The 24,088-nt window shown below is 50.4% G+C and carries 21 protein-coding genes and 1 riboswitch; of the genes, 16 read left to right on the top strand and 5 right to left on the bottom strand.

All coding sequences use genetic code 11. The annotated features are described in order from the left end of the window. Positions 1–123: 123 nt before the first annotated feature. The 9 genes from GJJ30_RS30365 to GJJ30_RS30325 all read left to right on the top strand — a co-directional run bounded on the left by GJJ30_RS30365 (position 124) and on the right by GJJ30_RS30325 (position 12,646). Positions 124–1,599: a Gfo/Idh/MocA family protein gene (locus GJJ30_RS30365; protein ID WP_154178994.1), complete on the top strand. Its 1,476-nt coding sequence runs from the start codon at positions 124–126 to the stop codon at positions 1,597–1,599. 349 nt (positions 1,600–1,948) lie between these two features. Then, a riboswitch (SAM riboswitch) is annotated at positions 1,949–2,066 on the top strand. A 235-nt stretch (positions 2,067–2,301) separates the two neighbouring features. Further along, positions 2,302–3,606: an O-acetylhomoserine aminocarboxypropyltransferase/cysteine synthase family protein gene (locus GJJ30_RS30360; protein WP_154178993.1), complete on the top strand. Its 1,305-nt coding sequence runs from the start codon at positions 2,302–2,304 to the stop codon at positions 3,604–3,606. Positions 3,607–3,721: 115 nt separating this feature from the next. Next, a complete protein-coding gene (locus GJJ30_RS30355) occupies positions 3,722–4,768 on the top strand; it encodes a homoserine O-acetyltransferase family protein (RefSeq protein WP_154178992.1) in 1,047 nt (348 codons plus the stop codon). A 211-nt stretch (positions 4,769–4,979) separates the two neighbouring features. Continuing rightward, entirely contained in the window at positions 4,980–6,191 is a 1,212-nt protein-coding gene (locus tag GJJ30_RS30350; protein ID WP_154178991.1) for an ROK family protein, read from the top strand. A gap of 16 nt (positions 6,192–6,207) precedes the next feature. Then, the gene (locus tag GJJ30_RS30345) at positions 6,208–7,872 is read left to right on the top strand and encodes a beta-N-acetylhexosaminidase (RefSeq protein ID WP_154178990.1); all 1,665 of its coding nucleotides are present in this window, start codon (positions 6,208–6,210) and stop codon (positions 7,870–7,872) included. A gap of 173 nt (positions 7,873–8,045) precedes the next feature. Continuing rightward, a complete protein-coding gene (locus GJJ30_RS30340; protein ID WP_154178989.1) occupies positions 8,046–9,344 on the top strand; it encodes an acetylxylan esterase in 1,299 nt (432 codons plus the stop codon). 104 nt (positions 9,345–9,448) lie between these two features. Then, the gene (locus GJJ30_RS30335; protein ID WP_154178988.1) at positions 9,449–10,345 is read left to right on the top strand and encodes an SAM hydrolase/SAM-dependent halogenase family protein; all 897 of its coding nucleotides are present in this window, start codon (positions 9,449–9,451) and stop codon (positions 10,343–10,345) included. A gap of 215 nt (positions 10,346–10,560) precedes the next feature. Beyond that, positions 10,561–11,742, top strand: coding sequence for an acyltransferase family protein (locus tag GJJ30_RS30330; RefSeq protein ID WP_154178987.1), 1,182 nt, complete (start codon positions 10,561–10,563; stop codon positions 11,740–11,742). Positions 11,743–11,866: 124 nt separating this feature from the next. After that, on the top strand, positions 11,867–12,646 hold the full coding sequence (locus GJJ30_RS30325) for a M48 family metalloprotease (protein ID WP_154178986.1): 780 nt from the start codon (positions 11,867–11,869) through the stop codon (positions 12,644–12,646). Between the two features lie 230 nt (positions 12,647–12,876). Here the strand turns inward: GJJ30_RS30325 and GJJ30_RS30320 are convergent, their stop codons facing one another. Further along, complete coding sequence (locus GJJ30_RS30320; RefSeq protein WP_154178985.1) at positions 12,877–13,707, bottom strand: ion transporter; 831 nt, start codon at positions 13,705–13,707, stop codon at positions 12,877–12,879. A 45-nt stretch (positions 13,708–13,752) separates the two neighbouring features. Continuing rightward, positions 13,753–15,390: an amidohydrolase gene (locus GJJ30_RS30315; protein ID WP_154178984.1), complete on the bottom strand. Its 1,638-nt coding sequence runs from the start codon at positions 15,388–15,390 to the stop codon at positions 13,753–13,755. Positions 15,391–15,618: 228 nt separating this feature from the next. On the opposite strand from GJJ30_RS30315, the gene GJJ30_RS30310 reads away from it, so the two are divergent. The 5 genes from GJJ30_RS30310 to GJJ30_RS30290 all read left to right on the top strand — a co-directional run bounded on the left by GJJ30_RS30310 (position 15,619) and on the right by GJJ30_RS30290 (position 19,286). Further along, a complete protein-coding gene (locus GJJ30_RS30310) occupies positions 15,619–16,896 on the top strand; it encodes a TolC family protein (protein ID WP_310588435.1) in 1,278 nt (425 codons plus the stop codon). Between the two features lie 115 nt (positions 16,897–17,011). Continuing rightward, positions 17,012–17,227: a DUF2188 domain-containing protein gene (locus tag GJJ30_RS30305; RefSeq protein ID WP_154178982.1), complete on the top strand. Its 216-nt coding sequence runs from the start codon at positions 17,012–17,014 to the stop codon at positions 17,225–17,227. Next, positions 17,228–17,923, top strand: coding sequence for a DUF421 domain-containing protein (locus GJJ30_RS30300; RefSeq protein WP_154178981.1), 696 nt, complete (start codon positions 17,228–17,230; stop codon positions 17,921–17,923). It begins immediately after the preceding gene. Positions 17,924–18,005: 82 nt separating this feature from the next. After that, the gene (locus GJJ30_RS30295) at positions 18,006–18,425 is read left to right on the top strand and encodes a DUF1801 domain-containing protein (protein ID WP_154178980.1); all 420 of its coding nucleotides are present in this window, start codon (positions 18,006–18,008) and stop codon (positions 18,423–18,425) included. A gap of 90 nt (positions 18,426–18,515) precedes the next feature. Then, complete coding sequence (locus GJJ30_RS30290) at positions 18,516–19,286, top strand: 5'-methylthioadenosine/adenosylhomocysteine nucleosidase (RefSeq protein ID WP_154178979.1); 771 nt, start codon at positions 18,516–18,518, stop codon at positions 19,284–19,286. Between the two features lie 11 nt (positions 19,287–19,297). On the opposite strand, the gene GJJ30_RS30285 is transcribed toward GJJ30_RS30290, so the two are convergent. Further along, the gene (locus GJJ30_RS30285) at positions 19,298–20,359 is read right to left on the bottom strand and encodes a DNA topoisomerase IB (RefSeq protein WP_154178978.1); all 1,062 of its coding nucleotides are present in this window, start codon (positions 20,357–20,359) and stop codon (positions 19,298–19,300) included. A gap of 133 nt (positions 20,360–20,492) precedes the next feature. On the opposite strand from GJJ30_RS30285, the gene GJJ30_RS30280 reads away from it, so the two are divergent. Both GJJ30_RS30280 and GJJ30_RS30275 read left to right on the top strand, forming a co-directional pair. Continuing rightward, positions 20,493–21,137, top strand: coding sequence for a porin family protein (locus GJJ30_RS30280; RefSeq protein WP_154178977.1), 645 nt, complete (start codon positions 20,493–20,495; stop codon positions 21,135–21,137). A gap of 129 nt (positions 21,138–21,266) precedes the next feature. After that, a complete protein-coding gene (locus tag GJJ30_RS30275; protein WP_154178976.1) occupies positions 21,267–21,914 on the top strand; it encodes a porin family protein in 648 nt (215 codons plus the stop codon). Positions 21,915–21,964: 50 nt separating this feature from the next. On the opposite strand, the gene GJJ30_RS30270 is transcribed toward GJJ30_RS30275, so the two are convergent. After that, positions 21,965–23,605, bottom strand: coding sequence for a SulP family inorganic anion transporter (locus tag GJJ30_RS30270; protein WP_154178975.1), 1,641 nt, complete (start codon positions 23,603–23,605; stop codon positions 21,965–21,967). A 124-nt stretch (positions 23,606–23,729) separates the two neighbouring features. Next, entirely contained in the window at positions 23,730–24,038 is a 309-nt protein-coding gene (locus tag GJJ30_RS30265) for a hypothetical protein (RefSeq protein ID WP_154178974.1), read from the bottom strand. Between the last annotated feature and the right edge of the window lie 50 nt (positions 24,039–24,088).

Genomic DNA, 24,088 nt, shown 5'->3' with positions numbered 1-24,088 from the left:
TAGAACCATTCAACCATGAAAACCATCCAACCATTTTTAGCCATTTTTTTCGGCTGTTATTGGTAAATCTTCCCTAATTTGGGCTTTATTTGTAGTGATTTACCTATAGTCCTTAACAGCTTTATGCAATCTTCTGACAAACCGTCGCAGACATCGCGTCGCAAATTTATGCAGGCCGGGGCACTGGCTGCTGGTAGCTTCTTTATCGTACCCCGTCACGTTTTGGGGAGAGGGTTCATTGCTCCGAGTGATAAACTGAACATTGCCGGCGTGGGTTTCGGCGGTAAAGGGTTTAGCGATACGAACAATTCGTACAACAACGGAGCCAATAACATTGTCGCACTTTGTGACGTAGACTGGGGGCTGCCGCGCGTGAAAGAGAATTTCACGAAGCACCCCAACGCCAAACGCTACAAGGATTTCCGCGAAATGCTGGAAAAAGAAGGCAAAACCATTGACGCCGTAACGGTTTCGACTGCCGACCACACCCACGCGGTGGTGGCAATGGCAGCCATGTCGCGGGGCAAACACGTTTACGTTCAAAAACCGCTGACGCACAACATCCACGAAGCGCGGATGCTGACCGAAGCCGCCCGTAAATACAAAGTGGTGACCCAAATGGGAAACCAGGGTTCGTCCAATCCGCAGCAGAAAACGATGGTGGAGTGGTTCGACAAGGGCCTGCTGGGAAAAGTAAGCACCATTCAGATCTGGACCAACCGTCCGGTATGGCCGCAAGGCATTCCAGTGCCGACTAATTTCTCCGAACCTTCTGCGGATCTAGATTGGGATCTGTGGCTCGGACCCGCTCAGAAAGTGGGCTACACCCCGGCTTATCACCCGTTCAAATGGCGCGGCTGGTGGAATTTTGGCGCTGGCGCCCTCGGTGATATCGGTTGCCACATCATGGACATTCCGTTCCGCGTTTTGGGACTGGGTTATCCGACCGAAGTAGAGTCCAGCATCAGCTCGGTGTTCCTGAAAGACTGGACGCCGGAATACAACCCCGAAGGTTGCCCGCCCGCGTCGCACGTGGAACTGAAATTCCCGGCATCGGCTAAAAATAAATCCGAAGTGAAACTGGTTTGGTCTGACGGAGGAATCCGTCCGTTCCGGCCGGATATGCTGCCTGCGGGTGAAGCCTACCCCGAAGGTGGCGAAAACGGTATGTTCATGATCGGAGATAAAGGTCTGATTGCCTGCGGAATGTACGGCGATGATCCGATTCTGTATACCAAAGATGGTCAGAAAATAGTCGCTCCGGCGAAACCAAAACCGGCCGACGGCAAACCCTGGCCGGAAAACGGTCACCAGATTTTGTGGACGGAAGCCTGTAAAGCCGGTTTCAACAGCAAGGAGCACAAAGCCTTGACATCTTCGTTCGATTTCGCTGGTCCGCTGACCGAGTCGGTTCTGATGGGTAACCTCGCCATTCGCAGCTACATGCTCCGGACGCCGAAAGCCGACGGAAAAGGCTTTACCTACCCCGGCCGTCAACGACTGATGTGGGATGGTAAGAACATGAAAATCACGAACTTCGACGATGCCAACCAGTTCGTCTCGCGTCAATACCGGGACGGCTGGAAACTTTCGATGTAATTCGAAACCGGATCAATGCCGGATATGTAATTGATTAGATTGGAGTTTATTGTTCATAGTAAAAACCGCAACTCAGCTTCTTTAATGAGCGAGTGGAAACTTAAACACTAAACTTTTTCAAACGAATAAAGCCTCCCGTTTTAAGGTCAGCAGACTGGTAAACGAGAGGCTTTTTGCTTTAAAACAATAACCATTCAATAAGCCGCAACGACTATTCAGCCGTCTGGAGGCCGTTTCGACCGAAAAAATTTGCAGCAACGGGCATCCTTCGCTATACTTGCGACTGAAATCAAGATTCCAGATCGATTCGAACACCTCCGAATCGTTGCAGCAGGTTGCTGTTGCGCTTGATTTATAAAGAAGAGGCAAGAGACCGGGCTCGGTGAACCTCTGGCAACCTGCCGTGTGGCAAGGTGCTACATCCCGCCTACGGTTTTGCTCCGGCAAACCGATAGGAGATATAAATCGAACACGCACATGACGAACATCCGATGCTGTATGCCCTCTGCGGGCAATTAATCTCACTCACTTCGAATATACCGACAAACCGGGAGAGGCTATCGGCTACGGGTTGACTGCTTGTTTTATCCAAAACAAGTCAATCACCTGCGAATTTACCCGCTTGAGCGGTCGGGCGTTGAGCCTGCCGTGTTGTTTAACCCTAATTCTATTTTTTTACCAATTCACAATCCACCACTAATTATGTCAGCACCATTGCATTTTGAAAGCCTGCAACTGCACGCAGGCCAGGAACCCGACCCCACCACCAATTCACGGGCTGTTCCCATTTATCAAACGACTTCGTACGTATTTGACAGTGCCGAACATGGGGCCAAACTCTTTGCTTTACAGCAATTTGGCAACATTTACACCCGCATCATGAACCCCACCACCGACGTGTTCGAGAAGCGCATTGCGGCTCTGGAAGGCGGGGTAGCGGCTTTGGCCGTTGCCTCCGGACAGGCGGCTCAATTCGTTGCCCTGAACAACATTCTGAATGTCGGTGACAACTTTATAACCTCTCCTTTCCTGTACGGCGGAACCTACAACCAGTTCAAGGTTTCGTTCAAGCGCCTGGGCATTGATGTTCGTTTTGCCGAAGGCGACAAGGTGGAAAGTTTCGAACGGCTGATCGACGACAATACAAAGGCCATTTTCCTCGAAACCATTGGTAACCCCAAATTCAACGTGCCTGATTTTGACGCATTTGCGGCTCTGGCGCAGAAATATGATCTGCCACTGATCGTCGACAACACCTTCGGTGCGGGCGGTTATCTGTTCCGGCCCATCGAACACGGCGCGGCTGTGGTCGTTGAATCGGCCACGAAATGGATCGGCGGACACGGTACGAGCATCGGGGGCGTCATTGTCGACAGTGGTAATTACAACTGGGGCAATGGGAAGTTTCCGCAGTTTGTCGAACCTGCCGAAGGTTATCACGGCCTGATTTTCAACGATGTATTCGGAATCGGCGGACCATTTGGCAACATTCAGTTCATCATCCGTGCCCGCGTGGAAGGCCTCCGTGACTGGGGTCCGGCGCTGAGTCCGTTCAACTCGTTTTTGTTTCTACAGGGCGTCGAAACGCTGTCGTTGCGCGTTGAACGGATCGTTCAGAATGCGCTCGCGGTTGCGCAATGGCTGGAGCAGCACGATCAGGTTGAGACCGTCTATTACCCGGGTCTGGAAAGCAGCCCGTATCACGAATTAGCCAAAAAATACCTCAAACGCGGTTTTGGTGGCGTCATGATGTTTAAGTTAAAAGCCGGTTCGGACGCTGCCGATAAATTTATCGACAGCCTGACGATGATCAGTCACCTGGCGAATGTGGGCGATTCGAAAACGCTGATCATTCACCCATCGGCCACGACTCATCAGCAATTGAGCGCCGAAGATCAGTTCAGTGCGGGTGTAGAACCGGGGCTGTTGCGGCTTTCGGTCGGTACCGAACACATCGACGACATCAAAGCCGATTTGGAGCAGGCATTTGCCGCCATTAGTGCTTAACATTTAGTATCCGGTTTTCGGTTTTCAGTATACGGCGGCTGGCGCATTATCTACGGGGCTAGCAATTGTATACAGAAAACTGAAAACCGAATACTGTAAACTGTACTTTTTTCGATTGGAAACCCGATTTTTTGATTACAAATACACATTTTCATTGGAGTGTGGCGCCGATTTACCAGGTTTCCGGCTGGCCTATACAACTCGCGGTGTCCTGAACGCCAATCGTTCAAATGTCGTCTGGGTCTGTCATGCCCTGACGGGCAGTGCCGACGCTGGCGACTGGTGGGACGGGATGATCGGGCCGGGTAAATTCTACGATCCGGCGCATCAGTTTATTATTTGCGTCAATGTATTGGGTTCCTGTTACGGCTCAACCGGGCCCTTATCGGTTAATCCCCAAACCGGCCACCCTTTCTACCACGATTTTCCGCTCGTTACCATCCACGACATTGTGAAGGCGCTGGATTTGCTGCGTCTGGAGTTGGGGATTGAAACGATTCAGACTTGCATCGGCGGTTCGCTGGGCGGTCAGCAGGCGTTGGAATGGGCCATTCAACAACCGGGCGTGATCCAAAACCTGATTCTGATTGCAACCAACGCCGTGATGTCGCCCTGGGGAATCGCTTTCAATGAGGCCCAGCGCATGGCGATTAAAGCCGATCCGACCTGGAGCGAAAGCCGGGAGGATGCCGGGCAAGCCGGTATGAAAGCCGCCCGGGCGGTGGCGATGTTGTCGTATCGCAATTATGATACCTACGGTTTTACGCAGGCGCTGGACAATAACGAGCAGATTGATCACTACAAGGCTTCCAGCTACCAGCAATACCAGGGCGAAAAACTGGCCAACCGTTTCAATGCCTACACGTACTGGATTTTGTCGAAAGTTATGGATTCCCACAACGTTGGCCGGAACCGGGGGAGTATCACTCTGGCGCTGGAACAGGTGGTTTCCAGAACGCTGTCTGTCGGCATTAAATCCGATATTCTTTTCCCGCCTGTCGAACAAAAGATTCTGGCCCGGCACATTCCGGATGCCCGTTACGAAGAAATTGATTCGCTTTATGGCCACGACGGTTTTTTGATCGAAACCAAACCGCTGACCCAAATTATTCGAAACTGGATGGATGAACGGAAAATCGCAATTAAAACAGCCGTAAAATAGTCTGAACGCAATTGAATCCCCGGATAAGTAAAAACCGTAGTTTCTTTCGCTTTTACGTGAAGAATGATCTGTTTGTGGGGATTGTAAACAACAAATCTTGTTATTTTATAAATAATTTACTTAAATCGCACCATTTATAAATTATTTTAAAATATCCTCCTTATATTTCACTGTTTTTCGTCTCATGGAGCCTTAATGGAATTTTGAAAGTATGGAGGCAAATTATACGGTATCTATTGTTGATAAGAAAAAAAGTCGATTAAAGCGCGGTATTTTGAAAGAAATGTACCGCCTGGGTGCCCGAACGCTGGCTCAACTTGCTAAAGCGTTACATGCCAGTGTGCCTTCAATCACAATGCTGATCGATGAATTAGCCACTGAACACTGGGTTCAGGAAATTGGTACGGGGGCGGCTCAATACGGCCGCAAACCGGCTTTATTTGGTCTTCGTCCTGGAAATCAGGTAATTATTGTGGTCGATATCAGTGTCCACGACATCAAACTCGTCATTTTCGATCTGACCAACCGGGTGCTCGACCGCCTGGATGTCAACCTGCGTTTAGAGGACTCCGTTGCTTTTCTGGAGGCTCTGAAAGGCCCACTGGAAGACATTGTGCAGCGTGTTCAGGAAAAGCAGTTGAAGGTGATCGGCGTGGGCTGTGCCTTGCCGGGCCTCGTCGATCCGCGCACCGGCATCAATTATACTTACAAGAATTTAAACCGCCCCGAAGAATCCTTACAGCAACTGCTGACGATGAGTTTCGACGCCCCGGTTTACCTTCTCAATGATACCAAAGCCACCATACTGGGCGAACATCGCTTTGGGCTGGCGAAAGGTAAAAACCACGTTCTGTCCATCAACATCGACTGGGGTGTGGGTCTGGGCGTGATCAACAACGGAGAGATTCTGCAGGGTCTGGCCGGTTTTGCCGGTGAGTTGGGCCACATTCAGCTACAGGCTGATGGCGAACTGTGTTCCTGCGGAAAAGTAGGTTGTCTGGACACGCTGACTTCGGCTTCGTCGCTGATTCGACGGGTCAAAGCCGGTTTGCGCGAAGGCCGGGTATCGAAGCTGGCCGAAGAAAACTTTGAAGATATCGACGTCGAACTTGTGATCGACAAAGCCAAAGCGGGCGACGAACTGGCCATCGACCTGCTGACCGAACTAGGCAATGAACTTGGTAAGGGCTTATCCATCGCTGTCCATTTATTCAATCCTGAACTCATCATCGTCAACGGCGTCGTGGCCAAAGCCGAACGACTGATCACGCGACCGATCGAACAGGCCATCGACAAATACTGTCTGGCCGATTTCCGGACAAAACTGGTCATAACAGTTTCGCGCTTAGGCGAAATGGCGAAACTCTGCGGTACGCAGGCTTACGTGGTTCAGTGCCTGCTGGATCACGAAGAAATTCCTTAACAAATCCGTTTATTGAATGAAAAACCTGATTTTACGAATCGTGCTTCTTTGTCTGACAATTCAGTTCGCCGAAGCACAAACCAATCGCTATGCCCTTATTCCACAACCTGTTCGACTGGATGAGCAGAAAGGAAGTTTTAAATTACCGGCCAATCTGGTCATCAGTATAGAAGCCAGCAATCCGGAGGTTCGGCGGGTGGCCGAAAAGCTGGCCGCCCAACTTACCAGATCGACCGGCCGGACACCCCAAATTAAAACCGGTAAAGGGGGCGCAATCGTCTTTACATCAGCGCAAAGCCCCAAATTGGGCAATGAAGGCTATTTTCTGAACGTAACGCCAAAACGCATCACGTTGACGGCGCAACAGCCGAACGGTTTTTTCTACGCAGTTCAGTCGCTGCTGCAACTCATGCCCGCTGAAGTGTTCGGGACGTCGGTGGCGCAGAACGTCGATTGGTCGGTGCCCTGTTGTTTGATTGAAGACCAGCCGCGCTACGGCTACCGGGGCGTTATGCTGGACGTGAGTCGTCATTTTTATCCCGTTCCGGCCGTTAAAAAGTTCATTGATCAGATTGCCCTGCACAAAATCAACACCTTTCACTGGCACCTGACCGACGACCAGGGCTGGCGGATCGAGATCAAAAAACACCCCAAACTGACCGAAATCGGGTCAACCCGGAAAGAGACCATGCTGGGTCAATACCGGAACAATAAGTATGACAAAACGCCGTACGGCGGTTTTTACACGCAGGACGAAATCCGGGATGTGATCAGGTACGCGCAGGAGCGGTTTATCACCATTGTCCCCGAAATCGAGATGCCGGGTCATGCGATGGCAATCCTTTCGGCCTATCCGCAACTGGGCAGCAGCGCAGACAAAATTGTGCCGGTGACGGGCAAATGGGGCGTCCACGAAGATGTTTTGTTTCCGCGCGAAGAAACCTTTCAGTTTTTGCAGGAAGTATTGACGGAAGTAATCGACTTATTTCCAGGTCAGTACATTCATATCGGCGGGGACGAATGTCCGAAAACGCAATGGATTGCCAGCCGGTTTTGCCAGGATCTGATCAAAAAGCTTGGTTTGAAAGACGAGCACGAATTGCAGAGCTATTTTATTGGCCGGATCGACAAGTTTGTCACCTCGAAAGGCCGCAAGATGATTGGCTGGGATGAAATTCTGGAGGGCGGTTTGTCGCCCAACGCAACCGTAATGAGCTGGCGGGGCGTCAACGGCGGGATTGCTGCCGCCCGGCAGAATCACGATGCGATCATGACGCCCACGACCTATTACTACCTGGACTATTACCAGGCCGATCCGAAAACCCAGTCGCAGCCGTTGTCGATTGGTGGGTTGTTGCCGTTGGAGAAAACCTATTCGTACGATCCGGCACCCGATAGTCTGACGGCGGAGCAGCAGAAACACATCATCGGCGTTCAGGCCAACCTCTGGACGGAATACGTCAAAACGCCGGAACATGTGGAATATATGCTATATCCCCGCGCCCTCGCGATGGCCGAAACCGGCTGGTCACCCAAAGACCGCAAGAACATCGACGATTTCAAACAGCGGCTGGAAGTGCACAAAAAGCGCCTGGATGTGCTGGGAATCAATTACTTCGGTGCACCTATCAATAACAATTTTATGTACTCGAAACCGGACGGTTCCCTCGGGAAGTTGTAGGTTTTTAGAGTCATGATTAACAAAGCCCGGATTGGTTGTCCGGGCTTTGTTTTGTAATCCGAATCAGATATTGACCAAGCCAATATTGAAAGCAAAGGTGGCTTGACAGGTAGATAATGCCGTTTTTTTGCTTACCAACAAAAAACGGTTCACATTCCAAAGCCTGAATCCCAATGAAAAAATACGCCCTGCTGGTCGGTCTGTACCTGCTTGTAAACTTCTGTGCGTTTGCCCAACCCGCCGAACGTCCCATCAAAATTGTCGTAGCCCCCGATCACACCGACTGGCAATATCGCCCTGGTGAACCGGTCAAATTCACCATTTCGGTATTACAATACGGCAATCCCATCAAAGGGGCCAAAATCAAGTATGAAATCGGGCCGGAAAAAATGGACCCGACCAAACAGGAAACCGTCACGCTCGCCAACGGCACGACCACCGTCGACGGCGGCACGATGAAAACACCCGGTTTTCTGCGTTGTGTTGCCACGGCTGAGATCAACGGCAAAACATATCGGAATCTGGCTACGGCCGGTTTTAATCCGCTGCAGGTGACGCCGACGGTCGATAATCCCGCTGATTTTCAGATGTTCTGGGACAGCGCCAAAGCCGAACTGAGCCGGGTTCCGCTCGATGCCCGCATGACGCTCATGCCCGAGCGTTGTACCGAAAACGTGAATGTGTACCACGTTAATATTCAGAATTATGCCAATTCCCGGCTGTATGGCATTCTCTGTATGCCGAAAAAAGAAGGGAAATACCCGGCCCTGCTGCGGGTTCCGGGTGCCGGAATTCGACCCTACGCCGGTAACCTGGCCGACGCTGAAAAGGGCATTATTACGCTGGAAATCGGGATTCACGGGATTCCGGTCAATATGGACCCGGCGGTTTATCTCAATCTGAGTGCCGGAGCATTGACCAGTTACTTCAACATAAACCTGGACGACCGCGACCGGTATTATTACAAACGGGTGTACCTGGGCTGCGTTCGGGCCAACGATTTTCTGGTGAGTTTGCCGCAGTATGATGGCAGCAACCTGGCCGTCACGGGCGGGAGCCAGGGGGGCGCGTTGGCTATCACGACGGCTGGACTGGATAAACGGGTCAAGTGGCTTGGCGCTTATTATCCGGCACTTTCCGACGTTACGGGCTATCTGAAAGGCCGGGCGGGTGGATGGCCGCATTTGTTTACCGGCAAGGCACTAGCTTTTAACAATACGCCCGCAAAGATCAAAACCGTATCGTATTATGATGTGGTCAATTTTGCCCGGCTGATTAAGGTGCCCGGCTATTATTCCTGGGGCTTCAACGACGAAACCTGCCCGCCAACGTCGATGTACGCGTCTTACAACGTCATTACGGCCCCGAAACAGCTGAAACTCTACGAGGATACCGGCCACTGGACCTATCCCGAACAAACCGAACTGATGACGAACTGGATTGTGCAACAATTAAAAGGGGCTAGCAAGTGACAAATTGATTTCGTTATTCGGTGTTCGATATTCATTATTCGTTATTTTGATTGCTCAATAGCGAATAATGAATATCGAACACCGAACAACGAAATTGTAAACCCATGTACCGAAAAACCGCCCTGCTTTTTATCCAATGCTGGTTTATTCCCACTGTGCTTTTTGCCCAAAACGGCATCCTGGTGTTTCAATCGGATTTTGGCGTGAAAGACGGGGCGGTTTCGGCCATGAAAGGCGTGGCGCTTGGTGTTTCGCCCCAACTCAAGCTCGTTGATCTGACCCACGAAATTCCGGCTTTCAACATTTGGGAAGCCTCCTACCGGCTGCTGCAAACGGCGCCGTATTACCCCAAAGGAACGGTTTTCGTGTCGGTTTGTGATCCGGGCGTCGGAACGGAGCGTAAATCGGTGGTTTTGCTGACCAGATCCGGGCATTATTTTGTAACCCCCGATAACGGAACGCTCACGCTCATTTCCGAAAAGCTGGGCATTCAGGAAGTACGGGAGATCGACGAAGCTATCAACCGCCGACGGAATTCAAATGAGTCATACACGTTTCACGGGCGCGACGTTTATGCCTATACGGGTGCGCGGCTGGCGGCCAAAGTGATTACCTACGCGCAGGTCGGGAAGAAGCTGCCGCCTGCCGTTGTGAAAATTCCTTACCAAAAACCGACGTTCGAGAAAGGCGTTCTGCGAGGCATGATTCCGGTTCTTGACGTGCAATACGGAAACATCTGGACGAACATTTCCAAAGAGTTCTTTGCCCAACTGGGAGTCAAAACCGGCGAGAGCGTCCAGGTGCGGTTTTATCGCAAAGACGAGAAAATGTTCGATGGGCGAATGGTGCTGGTAAACACCTTTGGCGAGTCGAAAGAAGGCGACAATGTGGCCTATTTTAACAGCCTGATGGATTTTTCGGTCGCGGTCAACATGGGGAATTTCTCCGAAAAGTACAAAGTCAATAGCGGCCCGGACTGGCGGGTTGAGGTTTCCCGGTAAGTTTCAAATCTATTTTTTCTCTCCAAATTGTTGTTCTGTTGTCTTCCTTTTCAGACTACTAACCTTCGGGCCAGTAAATAAGTATTTCCTCCGGAAACGCCTTCGGGCGTTAGTTTTGTCATTTTTAGTAACCGAAATTGTTAATACGGTTACATCATCAACCTTTCCTGTCTGGCCGCGAGTGTAAAGTTGGCCGGTGAAATCTGAAGGGCAAAATGACGAGAATAAACAGCTACTCGGTTCCCGGGCGTTTTTACTCATTGGATATTTTAAGGGGCGTGGCTGCCTTGTCTGTCGTATTATTTCATTGGCGGCATTGCTTTTATTTGTGTACATCCCATGCCGGTTTTACTGCAGAGAATCAGCCGTTTTATTCCGCTCTTTATTTCTTTTATGAACAGGGCCAGAAAGCAGTCGAATTGTTTTTTACTTTATCCGGTTTTATCTTTTTCTGGTTATATTCTGATAAAATAACAAACCGCTTAATTTCATTTACTAAATTTTCAATTTTACGATTATCCCGCTTATACCCCCTTCACTTTGTAACCCTAATCATTGTTGTTCTCCTGCAATCTGTTTATCAATCTATTTTTAATTGCCATTTTGTCTATGCCTTTAATGATCTGTATCATTTTGTTTTGCATTTATTTTTTGCCTCCAATTGGGGTTTTCAAAAAGGCTTCTCCTACAATGGGCCCATCTGGTCGGTTTCGATCGAAATCCTGCTGTACATTCTATTTTTCATCATTTGCTGGTTTCGGAAGGATTCACTGTTGATTTTGTTCCTGATTATTTTCGTCAGCTACGGCGTTTTTTATTACCATGCCCAGCAATTAGCGCAAGGTGTATTTTCTTTCTTTGTGGGCGGAGTTACGTACAAAATATTCTCAATGAAGTTTACGGAAATTATATCTGGCATAATTGGTAAATTTATTGTTATTGTGGCCGTTATTGCGTGGCTTATTACCCTGGTAGAAGTGCACTATTCCATTTTTGGAAAGCTATTTTCTGAATTATTGGTATCGTTGTCAATTAATCAGAAATATACTTTTTTATTTGACCGGCGTATCCCGCTTTTTATCGGCGGTTTGTTATTTCCGTTAACCATTTTGGCGCTGGTTATTCTGGAAGTTAAAAAAGGATCGCTGGGAAAACGGTTTGCTTTTATCGGCGACATAAGCTACTCATCTTATTTATTGCATTTCCCGCTTCAACTGACAATGGTTCTCCTGGCCAACCGATTCGGTTACACCTATGCGGTTTTCGAATCACCGGTTTTGCTTCTGCTTTTTTTCGCGGTGTTGATTACGCTGAGTTTCCTGTCGCACCGGTTTTTTGAAATGCCGGTTCAGGACAAGTTGAGAAAAATGTTCTTGAAAAAACGGCAAGTGGCTTAAAATCAACGCTGAATGAAACCGGTTTTGTATTTTTTTTCACGCATTCGAAATGGATGCAGGAACATTCTGTTACTTTTTGGTTATTAATACGACTAAATTTAAAACCCTTTCATCTCATCCCACTATGCGTTCGCGGGCTACTCGAGTTATTATTGGTTTGGTGATGGCCCTGGTGGCCTTGTTTACCTATTTTACGAACACCCAGGAAAATCCGGTAACGGGTGAAAAACAGCACATTAGCATGACCCCCGAGCAGGAAGTTCAACTCGGGCTGGAAAGTGCGCCCCAGATGGCCCAGGAATTTGGCGGGCTTTACCCGGACGAAAAAGTGCAGCAATCGGTGAAGCGCGTTGGCGAGAAAATTGTCAATTCGACCAGCGTCAAAACCAGCCCGTACAAATTCGATTTCCACGTTCTGGCCGACAATAAAACCGTCAATGCGTTTGCCGTGCCGGGCGGACAGGTTTTTATTACGGCGGCTTTACTCGACAAACTGAAGAGCGAAGATCAACTGGCGGGGGTTTTGGGCCACGAAATCACGCACGTAGTCGGGCGGCATTCGGCCGAGCAGATTGCCCAGCAGCAACTGACGCAGGGGCTGGCCGGGGCGGCCGCAGTTGCGACGGAAGATCCTAATTCGCCGGGCCGAAGTTCCGCTATTGCGGCTTATGTCGCCAACCTGATTGGCCTGAAATACGGTCGCGAGGACGAAATTGAATCCGACCAACTGGGGGTTCGCTGGATGATCGAAAGCGGTTACAAACCCGAAGCGATGATCGAAGTGATGGAAATCCTGAAAGCCGCCGGTGGCCCAAACCGCCCATCCGAATTCATGAGCAGCCACCCCGATCCCGATAACCGCATTGAGCGGATCAAAGAAGCAATTGCGAAGTATAAAAAATAGGTTTTTGAGAAGTTGTCTAAATTTTAAACTTTCCCTTGTCTCGCTTTGCCCCCAACCCCCTGAAGGGGGCTTTAATATATCCGTTTAAGCCCCCTTCAGGGGGTTGGGGGCAAAGCGAATAAAGAACATTGTAATTTTTAGACCATCTCAATGAACGTCAAATGCAAAAGTGCTGAATCGTGAAACACTTTTCTATTTAACATTCATCATTCTACATTTATCATTTTGTCTCACAGTTCTTTCCCACAATGCGGGCAATGGGGTTTGTGGACGGCTTTTTGGGAGCGAATGTGCTCGGCGAAACCGGAGGCTAAAATACCGGTCGGAAGGGCAAACAAACCGATTCCCATGACCGCCGTAACACCCGCCAGCATCTTGCCCATCGGCGTAATGGGGTGAATATCGCCGTAGCCGACCGTCGCCATTGCGTTGATTCCCCACCATAAGGTGGCCGGAATGCTTGAGAATTTATCGGGTTGCGTCGCGTGTTCGAGGTAATACATGACGCTCGAAATAATGACGAGCATGAACATCAGAAACGAAACACTCAGCACCAGTTCTTCCTTTTTGTCTTCCACAACGCTCTGAATGACCTGAAACGCCCGGGAGTAGCGCGTGATTCGGAACAGCCGGAAAATCCGGAAAATCCGCAGAATCCGAATCAGGGCCAGATCGGTGTGGAAAAGCGTGACGTAAAACGGCAGAATTGCCAAAAGATGGATGATGGCCGTGGTGGATAACATGTAGCGCAGCCGCCCGAAAACCGGGTGGCGGTATTTCTCATTTTCGACGCAGATCCAGACGCGGACGAAGTATTCGATCGTAAAAAAGATAACCGAGAATACTTCAAAATCCACAAAAAAACGATCGTAACGTTGCCGGAGCGAGGGCACGGTATTCAGGATAATCGCCAGCGCATTAAGCGTAATGACACTGATCAACACCAGGTTGAACACCAGACTTACCCCTCTTTTTTTGCCCGTTGTAGTTTCCAGAATCCGGTAAAGATTTCGGCGCAGCGAGTTGGCAGGATGGTGATCGACGCGAATGGGGGATTGCATAAGGTTAATGGGGAAAGGAATAAATCGAGTGATTCAGTTACACACTTACCGCTGAAAAAGTTTTTCACCGCCAATCCACGTTTGCGCGACCTGGACGTCGCGGAGCTGCGGAGCCGGAATCTTCATAATGTCCTGTTGCAGAACGACAAAGTCGGCCTGTTTGCCGGACTCGATGCTGCCGCGCAGGTGGTCTTCAAAATTGGCATATGCGGCCCAACTCGTCATGGCTTTCAGGGCGGAAGTCCGGTCCACGGCATTTTCCATCTGAAAACCGCCCGCAGGGTAGCCTTTCGCATCGACCCGGGCTACGGCAGCATGAAAACCGTATAGCGGGTTGGGCGATTCGACCGGGAAATCACTGCCGAAAGCAATTAACCCGTTCTGCTTCATCAAATCCTTAAACGCATACGCTCCCTTGACCCGGTTTTTTCCGAGACGGTCGCCAGCCCAATACATGTCGGAAGTAGCATGCGTGGGCTGTACCGACGGAATGACGGAATACCGGTTGAACTTCCAGACATCGTCCGGCGAAACCACCTGCGCGTGTTCGATCCGCCAGCGACGGGCGTTCGGCGCTTTCAGCAATTTGCCGTACAAATCCAGAATCAGGTGATTGGCCGAGTCGCCGATGCAGTGGGTATTGGCCTGAAATTTACTTTTTTCCAGCAAGGTCAGAACCCGTTCCAGTTCGTTGGGGCTGAGCAGTAGAAAACCGGTGGTCTCGGGGCGGTCGGCATACGGTTTTCGGAGACAGGCCCCGCGCGAACCGAGGGCTCCGTCGGCATACAGTTTGAATGCCCGAACCGTCAGCCGATCCGTCTGGAAAGGACCACGTTTGAGGTAATACTCCAGATTAGGTTCGCCGAGGCTAACCATCACATAGTCACGGATTTTTAGCTTGTTTTCTTTCTGGAGCTGTTCCACCAGTTCAATATCGTTCCGGTTCAGCCCGGCGTCCGAAACCGTTGTCAAACCCAGCGACAGGCACACCTGCTGAGCCGCCAGCAACATCCGCTCTTTATCCCTGGCATCGGGTTGCGGAATCACACGCCGAATCAGTCCCATTGCGTTATCGATCAGCACGCCCGTTGGCTCACCTTTGGCCGTCACCACCTCACCACCCGGTATTTTGGTCCCTTTGGAGATGCCCGCGAGTTTGATCGCTTTGGAATTGATCAGCAGGGCGTGGCCATCCACGCGGGTGATACAAACCGGGACGTTGGGAAATGCCGCATCCAGTTTTTCTTTGGTCGGAAACTGTTTGTCGGGCCAGTCGTTCTGGTCCCAGCCCCGGCCAATGACCCAGGGATTCGCCGGGTGTTTTTCGTAAAAAGTTTTCAGCCGCTGAACCACTTCGTCGAACGAACTGGCACCGACCAGATCGGCCTGATCCAGCACCTGACCCAGGCCCAGAAAATGGGCGTGCGGATCGTAAAAACCGGGGCAAACCGGCTGCCCTTGCAAATCGACGACGCTATCTGCCTGGTAATTCGCCAGAATGGTTTCCGAAGGGCCAACGGCGACAAATTTTCCGTCCTTGACCGCAAAAGCCTGCGCGTTGGTGAAAAGTGAGTCGGCGGTATAAATAACCGCATTATGAACGATTAAATCCGCGCTTTTTCTGGACGAACAGGCTGTTAAAATGGCAATGGACAGGCCAAAAATCAGGTAACGGTTTCGCATAGCGCATGGAAAGAAAGGTCGTTTTGGAACCATTCCAGTAAGAAGAAATCCTGCCAAATCTAATTTTGGAATAGATAGAATGACAGAATATAGTTTAATTTTGAAGGTCAATTACCTAAAAATAATACCAGAATGCGTTTCCTTCTCAACTTAACCTTTTTCCTTTCATTTATTTCCGCCTGGTCCCAGCCCGCACAATCGCCTTCTCTACGCACCCGACGTACTTCCGTGATCACTCAGCAGGGCGAAACGCTGAATTTGCAGGAAGCAATTTCGGCCGCTCTGGAAAAAAATTACCAGATTCGCATCTTCAAGGCGCAGGAACAGATTGCCCGGACGGACTTCCGAACCGCAAAGTATAGCTTTTTTCCGAATGCAACGGCTAACCTGACGAATAACAGCAACTTACAGAACTTACGGCAGACCTTTCTGGATGGATTGCGCCCTCCGCAAAACCTCTACGGATTGACCAACCGGAATACGCAGGTCGGGATCAATTTGAACTGGACGGTTTTTAACGGTTTTGGGAACTTCATTGCGTACGACCGGCTGGGCGAAGTGGTCAAGATTACGGAAGCCAATACCCGCGCCAATGTGGAATCGACGGTGGCCAGTGTCGCAACGGCTTATTACGATGTGATCCGGCAGTTGCAGCAACTGGTTTCGCTCCGGCAGGCGCTCGACATTTCCCGCGACCGGCTGGAACTGGCCCGCGCCAACTACGAAGTCGGGACCCGCTCGCGGGTCGATTACCTGAGTGCGCAGGTCGATTACAACGCCGATAGTTCGGCGCTGGTGGCGCAGCAGCAGAATGTGCGCAATTCCAAAGTGTTTTTGAATACGCTCATTGTTCGGGACCCGGCAACGGAGTTTGCCGTTCGGGATACGATCATCGTCCGGACGGATATTTCGCTCGATCAACTCCAGCAATCCCTGACCACGAATAACCCGTTGCTGATTGCTGCAGCCCTGAATCGCAGGGTTGCCAACCTGAACGTGAAGCTGGCGCAATCCCAGCGACTGCCGACGGTCAACCTGATTGGCGGTTACAACTTTCAGGCCATCAATAACCAGGGCGGTTTTGGGGTTGGAAGCGCCCGAAACGATGCGCTCATCTACGGTTTTCAGGCAAGCGTTCCCATTTTTACCGGTTTTAACCAGCGTCGGCTGATTTCAAATGCCCAAACAAACGCGCTGGTGACGGAATACCAGGAATCCGACCAGCGGTTGCAGTTGCAACAGGCGCTCGAACAAACGTATTCCCAATACCGTAACAGCCTGATTCTGGTGAATCTGGAGGTGGAAAGTTACAAAATCGCCAACCAGAACGTTGATATCGCCTTTGAGCGCTACCGGGTCGGCAACTCCACCGCCGTCGAATTCCGGGATGTCCAACGCAACGCCGTTGCGGCCGAAACCCGTCTGATCAACGCCGAATACAACACCAAAATCGCCGAAATCGAACTCCTCCGTCTCAGCAGCCAGATTCTGCAGCAAAACAAATAGAATTAAAAATTAACAATGAACAATTAAAAATAACCGGAAAGGACGGGTGGACGATAACAATCTATTCCTGACCGGGTTTTACCTTTTAATTGTTCATTGTTAATTTTTCATTGTTATGCCCTGGACGAAGAAGGATTATCCGGTGTCGCTGAAGAATTTCATGGCACCGGTGCGCAACAAGGCGATTGAAATTGCCAATGCGCTGCTGAAGGAAGGATGGGAGGAGGAGCGGGCGATTCCGATTGCCACCTCCAGAGCGGAAGAATGGGCGGCCAACCGGCATTTGAAAATCCGCAAAGAAAAAGCTCCGGAACGATCGAAAACGTCATAAATGGACAAAGAGGAGCCCATTGAGGCTTTTGACTGGCAACGCATGTTTTTGCACGACTTTCCGTTGAGCTACCTCGGTGAGGTAGCTTTGCGGACGGTTGTGATGTTTCTGATTCTGCTGATTGCCCTGAAAATATCGGGCAAGCGGGAGGTGAAGCAACTGTCGGTTTTTGAACTGGTCTTGGTCATCGGGCTGGGCTCTGCCGCCGGTGATCCCATGTTCTACCACGACGTACCGTTGCTGGCCGCTGCGGTGGTTTTTGTGGTAATGATGATCTGCTACAAATTCTTCACCCGACTGAGCGATAAAAACAAACCGGTCCGGGAGTTTCTGGAAGGAAAACCGGTTTACGTCATTGAAAACGGCTGCATCCTGGTTCAGAACTTCGACGACGAGGATTTGGGACTGGATGAATTGTTTGCCGAGCTCCGGCTGGCGGGTGTCGAACACCTCGGTCAGGTCCGAACGGCGATTCTGGAACACAACGGCGAAGTCAGTATTTTTCAATACAAAGCCGACGAAGTAAAACCCGGCTTGCCGATTCTGCCACATAAATTAGATAATGCCATTAACACCATCGACGAAGCCGGGCGGTATGCCTGCTGCCGGTGCGGGCAGGTGGTGAAATACGGGAAAGAGCCCATTGCCAGCTGTCATCGCTGCGAACACCAGCGCTGGGTGAAAGCGGAGGGTTGACGAAAATACCTGGCAGATTTTTGAAACCTGCCAGGTATGGACAACTTTAAAACCGTATTTTTAGCCTTTCCCGCGACAAATCATGGCTAAAAACAAAACTACCCAGACGGATGATAGCGTAACCGCTTTTTTAAATTCGGTTGCCGACGAAGCCAAACGGAACGACGCTTTCCGATTAGTCGAACTGATGCAGAGTCAAACTGGTTTTGAACCCCGGCTGTGGGGAGCCAGCATTGTCGGTTTTGGCAGTTATCACTACAGATACGACAGCGGACACGAAGGCGACGCGCCCCTGGTCGGTTTTTCGCCCCGGAAAGACGCCATTTCGTTGTACCTCGCCCTCAACGCCGAACAGCGCGACGAACTCCTGCCCAAATTCGGCAAACACAAAACCGGCAAGGGGTGTATCTACATCAAAAAGCTCGCCGATGTGAACACCGGTGTTTTCTACGAAATGATTGGCGCTTCCGTTGAGAACATGAAAAACCGGTATCCGGCATAAACCCGGTGTTATCTTCTCCTTCAAAAATTGCGCACATACTGATTTCCTTCGCGTATATTTCCGTTGAATCGTAATTGAAACCGAATAAAAATGGCTGAACGAATCATCGGAATCATGGGAGCCATGACCGAAGAGATTAGTGGTGTGATTAATCTGCTGTCGGAGCGGGAAGAAAGGACGGCGGGCATGCGGACCTATTATTCCGGAAAACTCAACGGAATTAAAACCGTGGTGGTTTTTTCGAGGTGGGGCAAGGTGGCAGCCGCTACCACGGTTTCGACCCTGATACTGGAGTTCAACATTACCGAATTGATTTTTACGGGCGTCGCGGGAGCTATTCACACTGATTTACGAATCGGTGATATTGTCATCGCAAAGCGGCTTGTTCAGCATGATATGGACGCCCGGCCCATCATGAATCAGTTTGAAATCCCGCTGCTGGGAAAAACGTTTTTTGAAAGCCAGGCGGAACCGCTAGCAATTGCTGCGAAGGCCGTGGCGGAGTTACTGGAAAACCGTCACCTTTACGCTGTCATCGATCAAAAAGATTTAGAAAAGTTTGGCATCAAAAATCCAAAACTGTTCGTCGGTGATGTGGCCAGCGGGGATAAATTCTTCGCAACCAGTCCCGATAAGCGTGACTTACTGGCCAAATTGCCCACGATCGTCTGTGTTGAGATGGAAGGCGCAGCGGTGGCCCAGGTCTGCTACGAATACGGTATTCCGCTGACGGTTATCCGGACAATTTCCGATGTCGCCGATGAGCAATCACCCATCGAGTTTGTGTCGTTTATCCACGAAATAGCCAGTAACTATTCGGTTGAAATCATCAAAAATATCTACAGCCAATACGAATTGTAACTGCCTCTGCATTAGTTTTCTACCTTGTCCTTCAAGAACCGCAGGAGCAACTTTTCAATCGGATCCAAACCGTATTTTGACGTTTGCCGGAACTGGTTTTTGCGTTTCAGATAAGGAGTTAAATCCTGGCATTCGTACGCTTCCAGAATTTGCGGATGGACGTAGTATTTGCGGCTGACGGTACGGGTATTGCCCAGCCGGTGCGCCACCTGTTCCAGCACGGTATTGATGTTCTTCTTCGCTTCCTGATCCGTCGAGCAGGGCTCCAGTTCGGCCAGCAACCGCAGGGCATTGACGGTTCCGGCCCAGGTTCGGAGGTCTTTGGCCGAAAAGTCTTCACCGGTGCATTCCCGCAGGTATTCATTTACCATCCCGGAGTCGATGCTGCGGTGGTCGCCGGTTTCGTCGTAATACTGAAACAACTCTTTTCCCGGAATGTCCCGACAGGCTTTGACCAGCCGCGCCAGCCGCCGGTCCTGCACCTTGATGTCGTGGTAAATACCCTTTTTGCCTTTGAATCGAAACTGGATCCCGGAGGCTCCGACGTTCACGTGTTTGTCTTTGAGGGTGGTCAAACCGTAATGACCGTACTCTTTTTCGTACGACGCATTCCCAATCCGAATCAAGGTTTGCTCCATGACACTGAGCGCGATGGCAATCACTTTTTCCTTGGTCAGCTCCCGGTTTTTCAAGTCCTTTTCGATGCGGGCGCGGAGTTCGGGCAGCTGTTCGCCGAAGGCAATCATCCGGAAAAACTTGGTTTCGCTGCGAATCGCGTTCCAGTTGGCGTGGTACCGGTATTGCTTCCGGCCTTTCGTGTCGATGCCGGTAGCCTGGAGGTGGCCGTTGGGTTTGGCGCAAATCCAGACGTGTTCCCAGGCGGGTGGCAAGGCCATTTTTCGAATCCGCGCGAGCGTTTCCTCGTCGTCAATTTGGTGGCCCTGGGTGTCTTTATACGTAAAATGGTCGCCCGTGCGGTGGCGCGAAAAACCGGGTGTTGTGTCATTAACGTAAACTAACTTGACTGCTCGGGCCGCTTTGGCAGGATCATGGATAAGTTCTGCGAGATTCATTGGATACGGTTAAAATCTCAGCATAAACTCGCAGTTGAAGCAAATGGTTAATCTGACTCGATGAATAGTTTGATAAAGGATATATGAACAAAGGCGAATTGATCGTTTATCGGACACACAATATCCGCATCCGATGAAAAAGCTCTTCTATTCCATCTGTATTCTCGTATTTGTATCGACCCATCTTCAGGCTCAGGTGCAGCTTGGCGTACGGACGGGCGTTCACTGGTCGACGTTCCGAAACCGGTCGGCTGGAGCAGACCATTCATTCATACCCGGCTTTTCTGTCGCATTTCCAATTCAGATTCCCGTTAGAAATCGGTGGAGTCTGCGGGTCGAACCGTCGATCATCCAGAAAGGTTGGCGATCGAAAGTGGATTATACACTTCCTTTGGGACAACCTGCCGGAACCGGTGATCTGGTGATGCGGTATGAAGAAGCCGAAGTGCCGGTGTTACTATCGTACCGGATAAAAAAGGCCAATCGATTGGCATATTACGGATTGGCTGGGCCTGGCTTTGCGTATGCGCTCGGCGGACGATTCAAAATTTCTGATAAAAACACACTGATTTCGAGTGATAAACTGGCGTTTGAAGACCGGATTCAACTCGGAATCTGGGCAGGAGGGGGAATGGAGATTCCGCTTGGCAACTTGACGACTTTTCTGGATGCCAGGTATCAATTCGGACGGTATCCGCCGACGTTACGATCGGCTGATGCAACGGAGATTATCCACGGTTTCACAGTGTCGATTGGCTGCTGGCTGCCAAGATGGTAATTAGGGTTTACGGGTTTATATTGTACCTTATCTTGCAAGCAAAAGGCGAAAATCGCTGGACATCTAGTTAGGTAAATTGCATATAAAGGACTGATTTTTCGTTTATTGTCCAAACAATATCCACATCCGATGAAAAAGCTTTTCTATTTTATCTGTATTCTCGTATTCATTTCAACCCATCTTCACGCTCAGATGCAGCTTGGCGTACGGGCGGGCGTTCACTGGGCGACGTTCCGAACCCACAATCCGAATCTTGGCTGGTCGTTTGGCTCGGGTTATGTCATTGCTTTGCCAATACAAATCCCGTTGAAAAACCGCTGGAGCATTCGGCTCGAGCCTTCGGTTATCCAAAAAGGTTGGCGAACCAAAGTAACGTATACATTAGGACCAACATTACCTGAAAAAATCGCCATAACAAAAATGCAATATGAAGTGGCCGAACTTCCATTATTGCTTGTGTATCGACAAAAGATAACGAATCGAATTGCCTGTTACAGTCAGGCGGGCCCTAGCATAGGATATATAACGGGAGGAAGGTATAAAATTTCAAATGATGGTTCCGAGATTTTTAATCAGAAAATAGTTTTCAGCCGCCGGATCGAAACCGGTATTTGGGGCGGGGGAGGAATGGAGGTTTTAGTGGGTCAGCTAACCACTTTTCTGGATGTTCGCTATCAATACGGATTCGGCAAATACCCCACTGCTGGCCTATCCGGTGTAGACGGTACACACGGTTTTACGGTTTCGGTCGGCTGCTGGCTGCCGACCAAAAAATAAGTCTGACCGGATTGCCAGTCAGACTTATCGACTTCTATGACACAAAGTTACTACCTGATTTTCTCAATTTCCCGAAGGTGCCGGTTGCGCATGGCACTAAGTGATTCGGGAATGGGGGGGCGGTTTTCTACGGGCTCGCGCAGGAAAACCAACTGAATATTACGCAGCGATGCAGTTTCCTTGAAATTATCGATGGTGTTCATCACATCACTGTCGATGTACGACGAATTGGTGCAGTCAATTTCGACCACCGCGTTGTTCGGAATCCCGGTCAGCAATTTCACCATACTGGCCTTGCTCAAGAACGATACGTAATCGCCCATGCTGATCCGGATTCGCTCGTTTCCACCTTCCTGAAACGTCTGGATCCGGTGCGCATTCCGGTAATTTTCGCGCAGAATAAAGAACAGGGCCACCAGCATTCCGACGGCAATACCGGTTAGCAAATCCGTCAGTAGAATGGCGGCAACCGTAGCGACGAACGGAATAAATTTGGCGATTCCTTCGTTGAGTAACTGCTTGAAAATGCCCACGCGGGAGAGTTTATACCCCGTAATGAGCAGGATCGATGCCAGGGCCGCCCAGGGAATCCGGTTCAAAACCGTCGGCAGCGCAATGGCCGAAACCAGCAACAGCGTTCCGTGAATGAGCGCGGCCCGTTTGGTCCGGGCGCCCGCATTGATGCTCACCGAACTCCGGACAATGACGGACGTCAGCGGAATCCCACCGATCATACCGCTGACAATATTGCCGATTCCCTGCGCCTTCAGCTCGGTATTGGCGGGCGTTTTGCGTTTCAGCGGGTCCAACTGGTCGCTTGCTTCGATGGCCAGCAGGGCCTCGAGGCTGGCGACGAGCGCAATGGAAAGGGCCGAAATATACACTTGGGGGTTGGTCCACTGGCTGAAATCCGGCAGCGTGAACAGACCGAAAAAACCGCTCAGGCTATCGGCCACCGGTAATTGAACCAGGTGGTTACCTTTCAAAACCAACTGCGGAGCGATGACCCGCACCAGCTCGTTGATCGAAATGCCCAGCACGACGACCACCAGAGCCGCCGGAATATTTTGCAGCCACTTGATTCGCTTGAATGCCGGACGTTCCCACAGCAGCAGAATGCCCAGCGATACGGCCGCAATCAGGATCGCAACACCGTTGAGCTGTCCGATGGCGAGTTGAAACTGACTGACGATGTTGAACCCTTCGGGCTGAAACAGCGATATTTCCTCCGCCGAATCGGCGTCGTAACCCACCAGGTGCGGTATTTGCTTGATAATCAGGATTAAACCGATCCCGGCCAACATGCCTTTGATGACAGAAGACGGAAAAAAGTTACTGATGATCCCGGCCCGCAGGTAACCCAGACCAATCTGGATCAAACCGGCCATGCTGGTGGCCAATAAGAAGGCCGGAAAAGAGCCCAGCGATTCGATGGCCGCCAGTGCGACCACAATCAGACCCGCTTCGGGGCCGGAAATACTGAGTGCCGACCGGCTGAACAAGCCCACAACGAGCCCACCGACCAATCCGGCGATGATGCCCGAAAACAGCGGGGCACCCGACGCCAGCGCAATGCCCAGGCACAGGGGAACGGCCACCAGAAAGGAGACAGTACCTCCTCTGATATCGCCTTCCAGGGTGCTGGAATCACGTTTTTGGTAACTTTTTTGGGTTGTTTTTATCGGATTCATTTGCATGTTCTATTCAATAGGTTGGTATGGAAAAAACCGGCAGGCTGCCAGATTGGGGTAGAAAAACCGGAAAGGCTGCGCTAACCGGTTTAATCATTACTGCGTAACCTATACTAAATGTTCGTTAATTGGTTTTGGCGGAAATCGCAACAGCCTCTGTTGCGGTCTGTTGGCGACTGGTTAACGCGCGGTTTTCGTTCTGAATCGCTTTGATTTCGAGTAACTGACGTTCGAGCTGACTTTTAACGGCGCGCAACGAATCAGCTTCCGAAACCTTGGCTTCGTATTGAGTACGGAATACTTCTTTATCGGTTTTGTGCTGGCGATAATCGATGTAGAAATTCAGCGCGATAGCGACAAAAATCAATCCCCAGATCGTTCCCCAGTTCACGAAGTCGCTCGACCGTTTTCTGAAATTGGAGTTGGTAGCCATAGCATTGATTCGGTTAAATTGTAACTACACAAAGTTACCGATAGAATACA

The organism is Larkinella terrae (genome assembly GCF_009668025.1).
GTDB classification, from domain to species: domain Bacteria; phylum Bacteroidota; class Bacteroidia; order Cytophagales; family Spirosomataceae; genus Larkinella; species Larkinella terrae.
Note: the sequence above shows the minus strand (reverse complement) of the source record. Positions and strands in the feature narration are given on the sequence as shown.

Coding starts and splice junctions, on each gene's coding strand:
- GJJ30_RS30305 (WP_154178982.1), top strand. CDS start 17,012: ATGCCCTGGACGAAGAAGGATTATCCGGTGTCGCTGAAGAATTTCATG.
- GJJ30_RS30365 (WP_154178994.1), top strand. CDS start 124: ATGCAATCTTCTGACAAACCGTCGCAGACATCGCGTCGCAAATTTATG.
- GJJ30_RS30325 (WP_154178986.1), top strand. CDS start 11,867: ATGCGTTCGCGGGCTACTCGAGTTATTATTGGTTTGGTGATGGCCCTG.
- GJJ30_RS30265 (WP_154178974.1), bottom strand. CDS start 24,038: ATGGCTACCAACTCCAATTTCAGAAAACGGTCGAGCGACTTCGTGAAC.
- GJJ30_RS30315 (WP_154178984.1), bottom strand. CDS start 15,390: ATGCGAAACCGTTACCTGATTTTTGGCCTGTCCATTGCCATTTTAACA.
- GJJ30_RS30360 (WP_154178993.1), top strand. CDS start 2,302: ATGTCAGCACCATTGCATTTTGAAAGCCTGCAACTGCACGCAGGCCAG.
- GJJ30_RS30335 (WP_154178988.1), top strand. CDS start 9,449: ATGTACCGAAAAACCGCCCTGCTTTTTATCCAATGCTGGTTTATTCCC.
- GJJ30_RS30320 (WP_154178985.1), bottom strand. CDS start 13,707: ATGCAATCCCCCATTCGCGTCGATCACCATCCTGCCAACTCGCTGCGC.
- GJJ30_RS30340 (WP_154178989.1), top strand. CDS start 8,046: ATGAAAAAATACGCCCTGCTGGTCGGTCTGTACCTGCTTGTAAACTTC.
- GJJ30_RS30300 (WP_154178981.1), top strand. CDS start 17,228: ATGGACAAAGAGGAGCCCATTGAGGCTTTTGACTGGCAACGCATGTTT.
- GJJ30_RS30290 (WP_154178979.1), top strand. CDS start 18,516: ATGGCTGAACGAATCATCGGAATCATGGGAGCCATGACCGAAGAGATT.
- GJJ30_RS30345 (WP_154178990.1), top strand. CDS start 6,208: ATGAAAAACCTGATTTTACGAATCGTGCTTCTTTGTCTGACAATTCAG.
- GJJ30_RS30275 (WP_154178976.1), top strand. CDS start 21,267: ATGAAAAAGCTTTTCTATTTTATCTGTATTCTCGTATTCATTTCAACC.
- GJJ30_RS30280 (WP_154178977.1), top strand. CDS start 20,493: ATGAAAAAGCTCTTCTATTCCATCTGTATTCTCGTATTTGTATCGACC.
- GJJ30_RS30270 (WP_154178975.1), bottom strand. CDS start 23,605: ATGAATCCGATAAAAACAACCCAAAAAAGTTACCAAAAACGTGATTCC.
- GJJ30_RS30330 (WP_154178987.1), top strand. CDS start 10,561: ATGACGAGAATAAACAGCTACTCGGTTCCCGGGCGTTTTTACTCATTG.
- GJJ30_RS30285 (WP_154178978.1), bottom strand. CDS start 20,359: ATGAATCTCGCAGAACTTATCCATGATCCTGCCAAAGCGGCCCGAGCA.
- GJJ30_RS30295 (WP_154178980.1), top strand. CDS start 18,006: ATGGCTAAAAACAAAACTACCCAGACGGATGATAGCGTAACCGCTTTT.
- GJJ30_RS30350 (WP_154178991.1), top strand. CDS start 4,980: ATGGAGGCAAATTATACGGTATCTATTGTTGATAAGAAAAAAAGTCGA.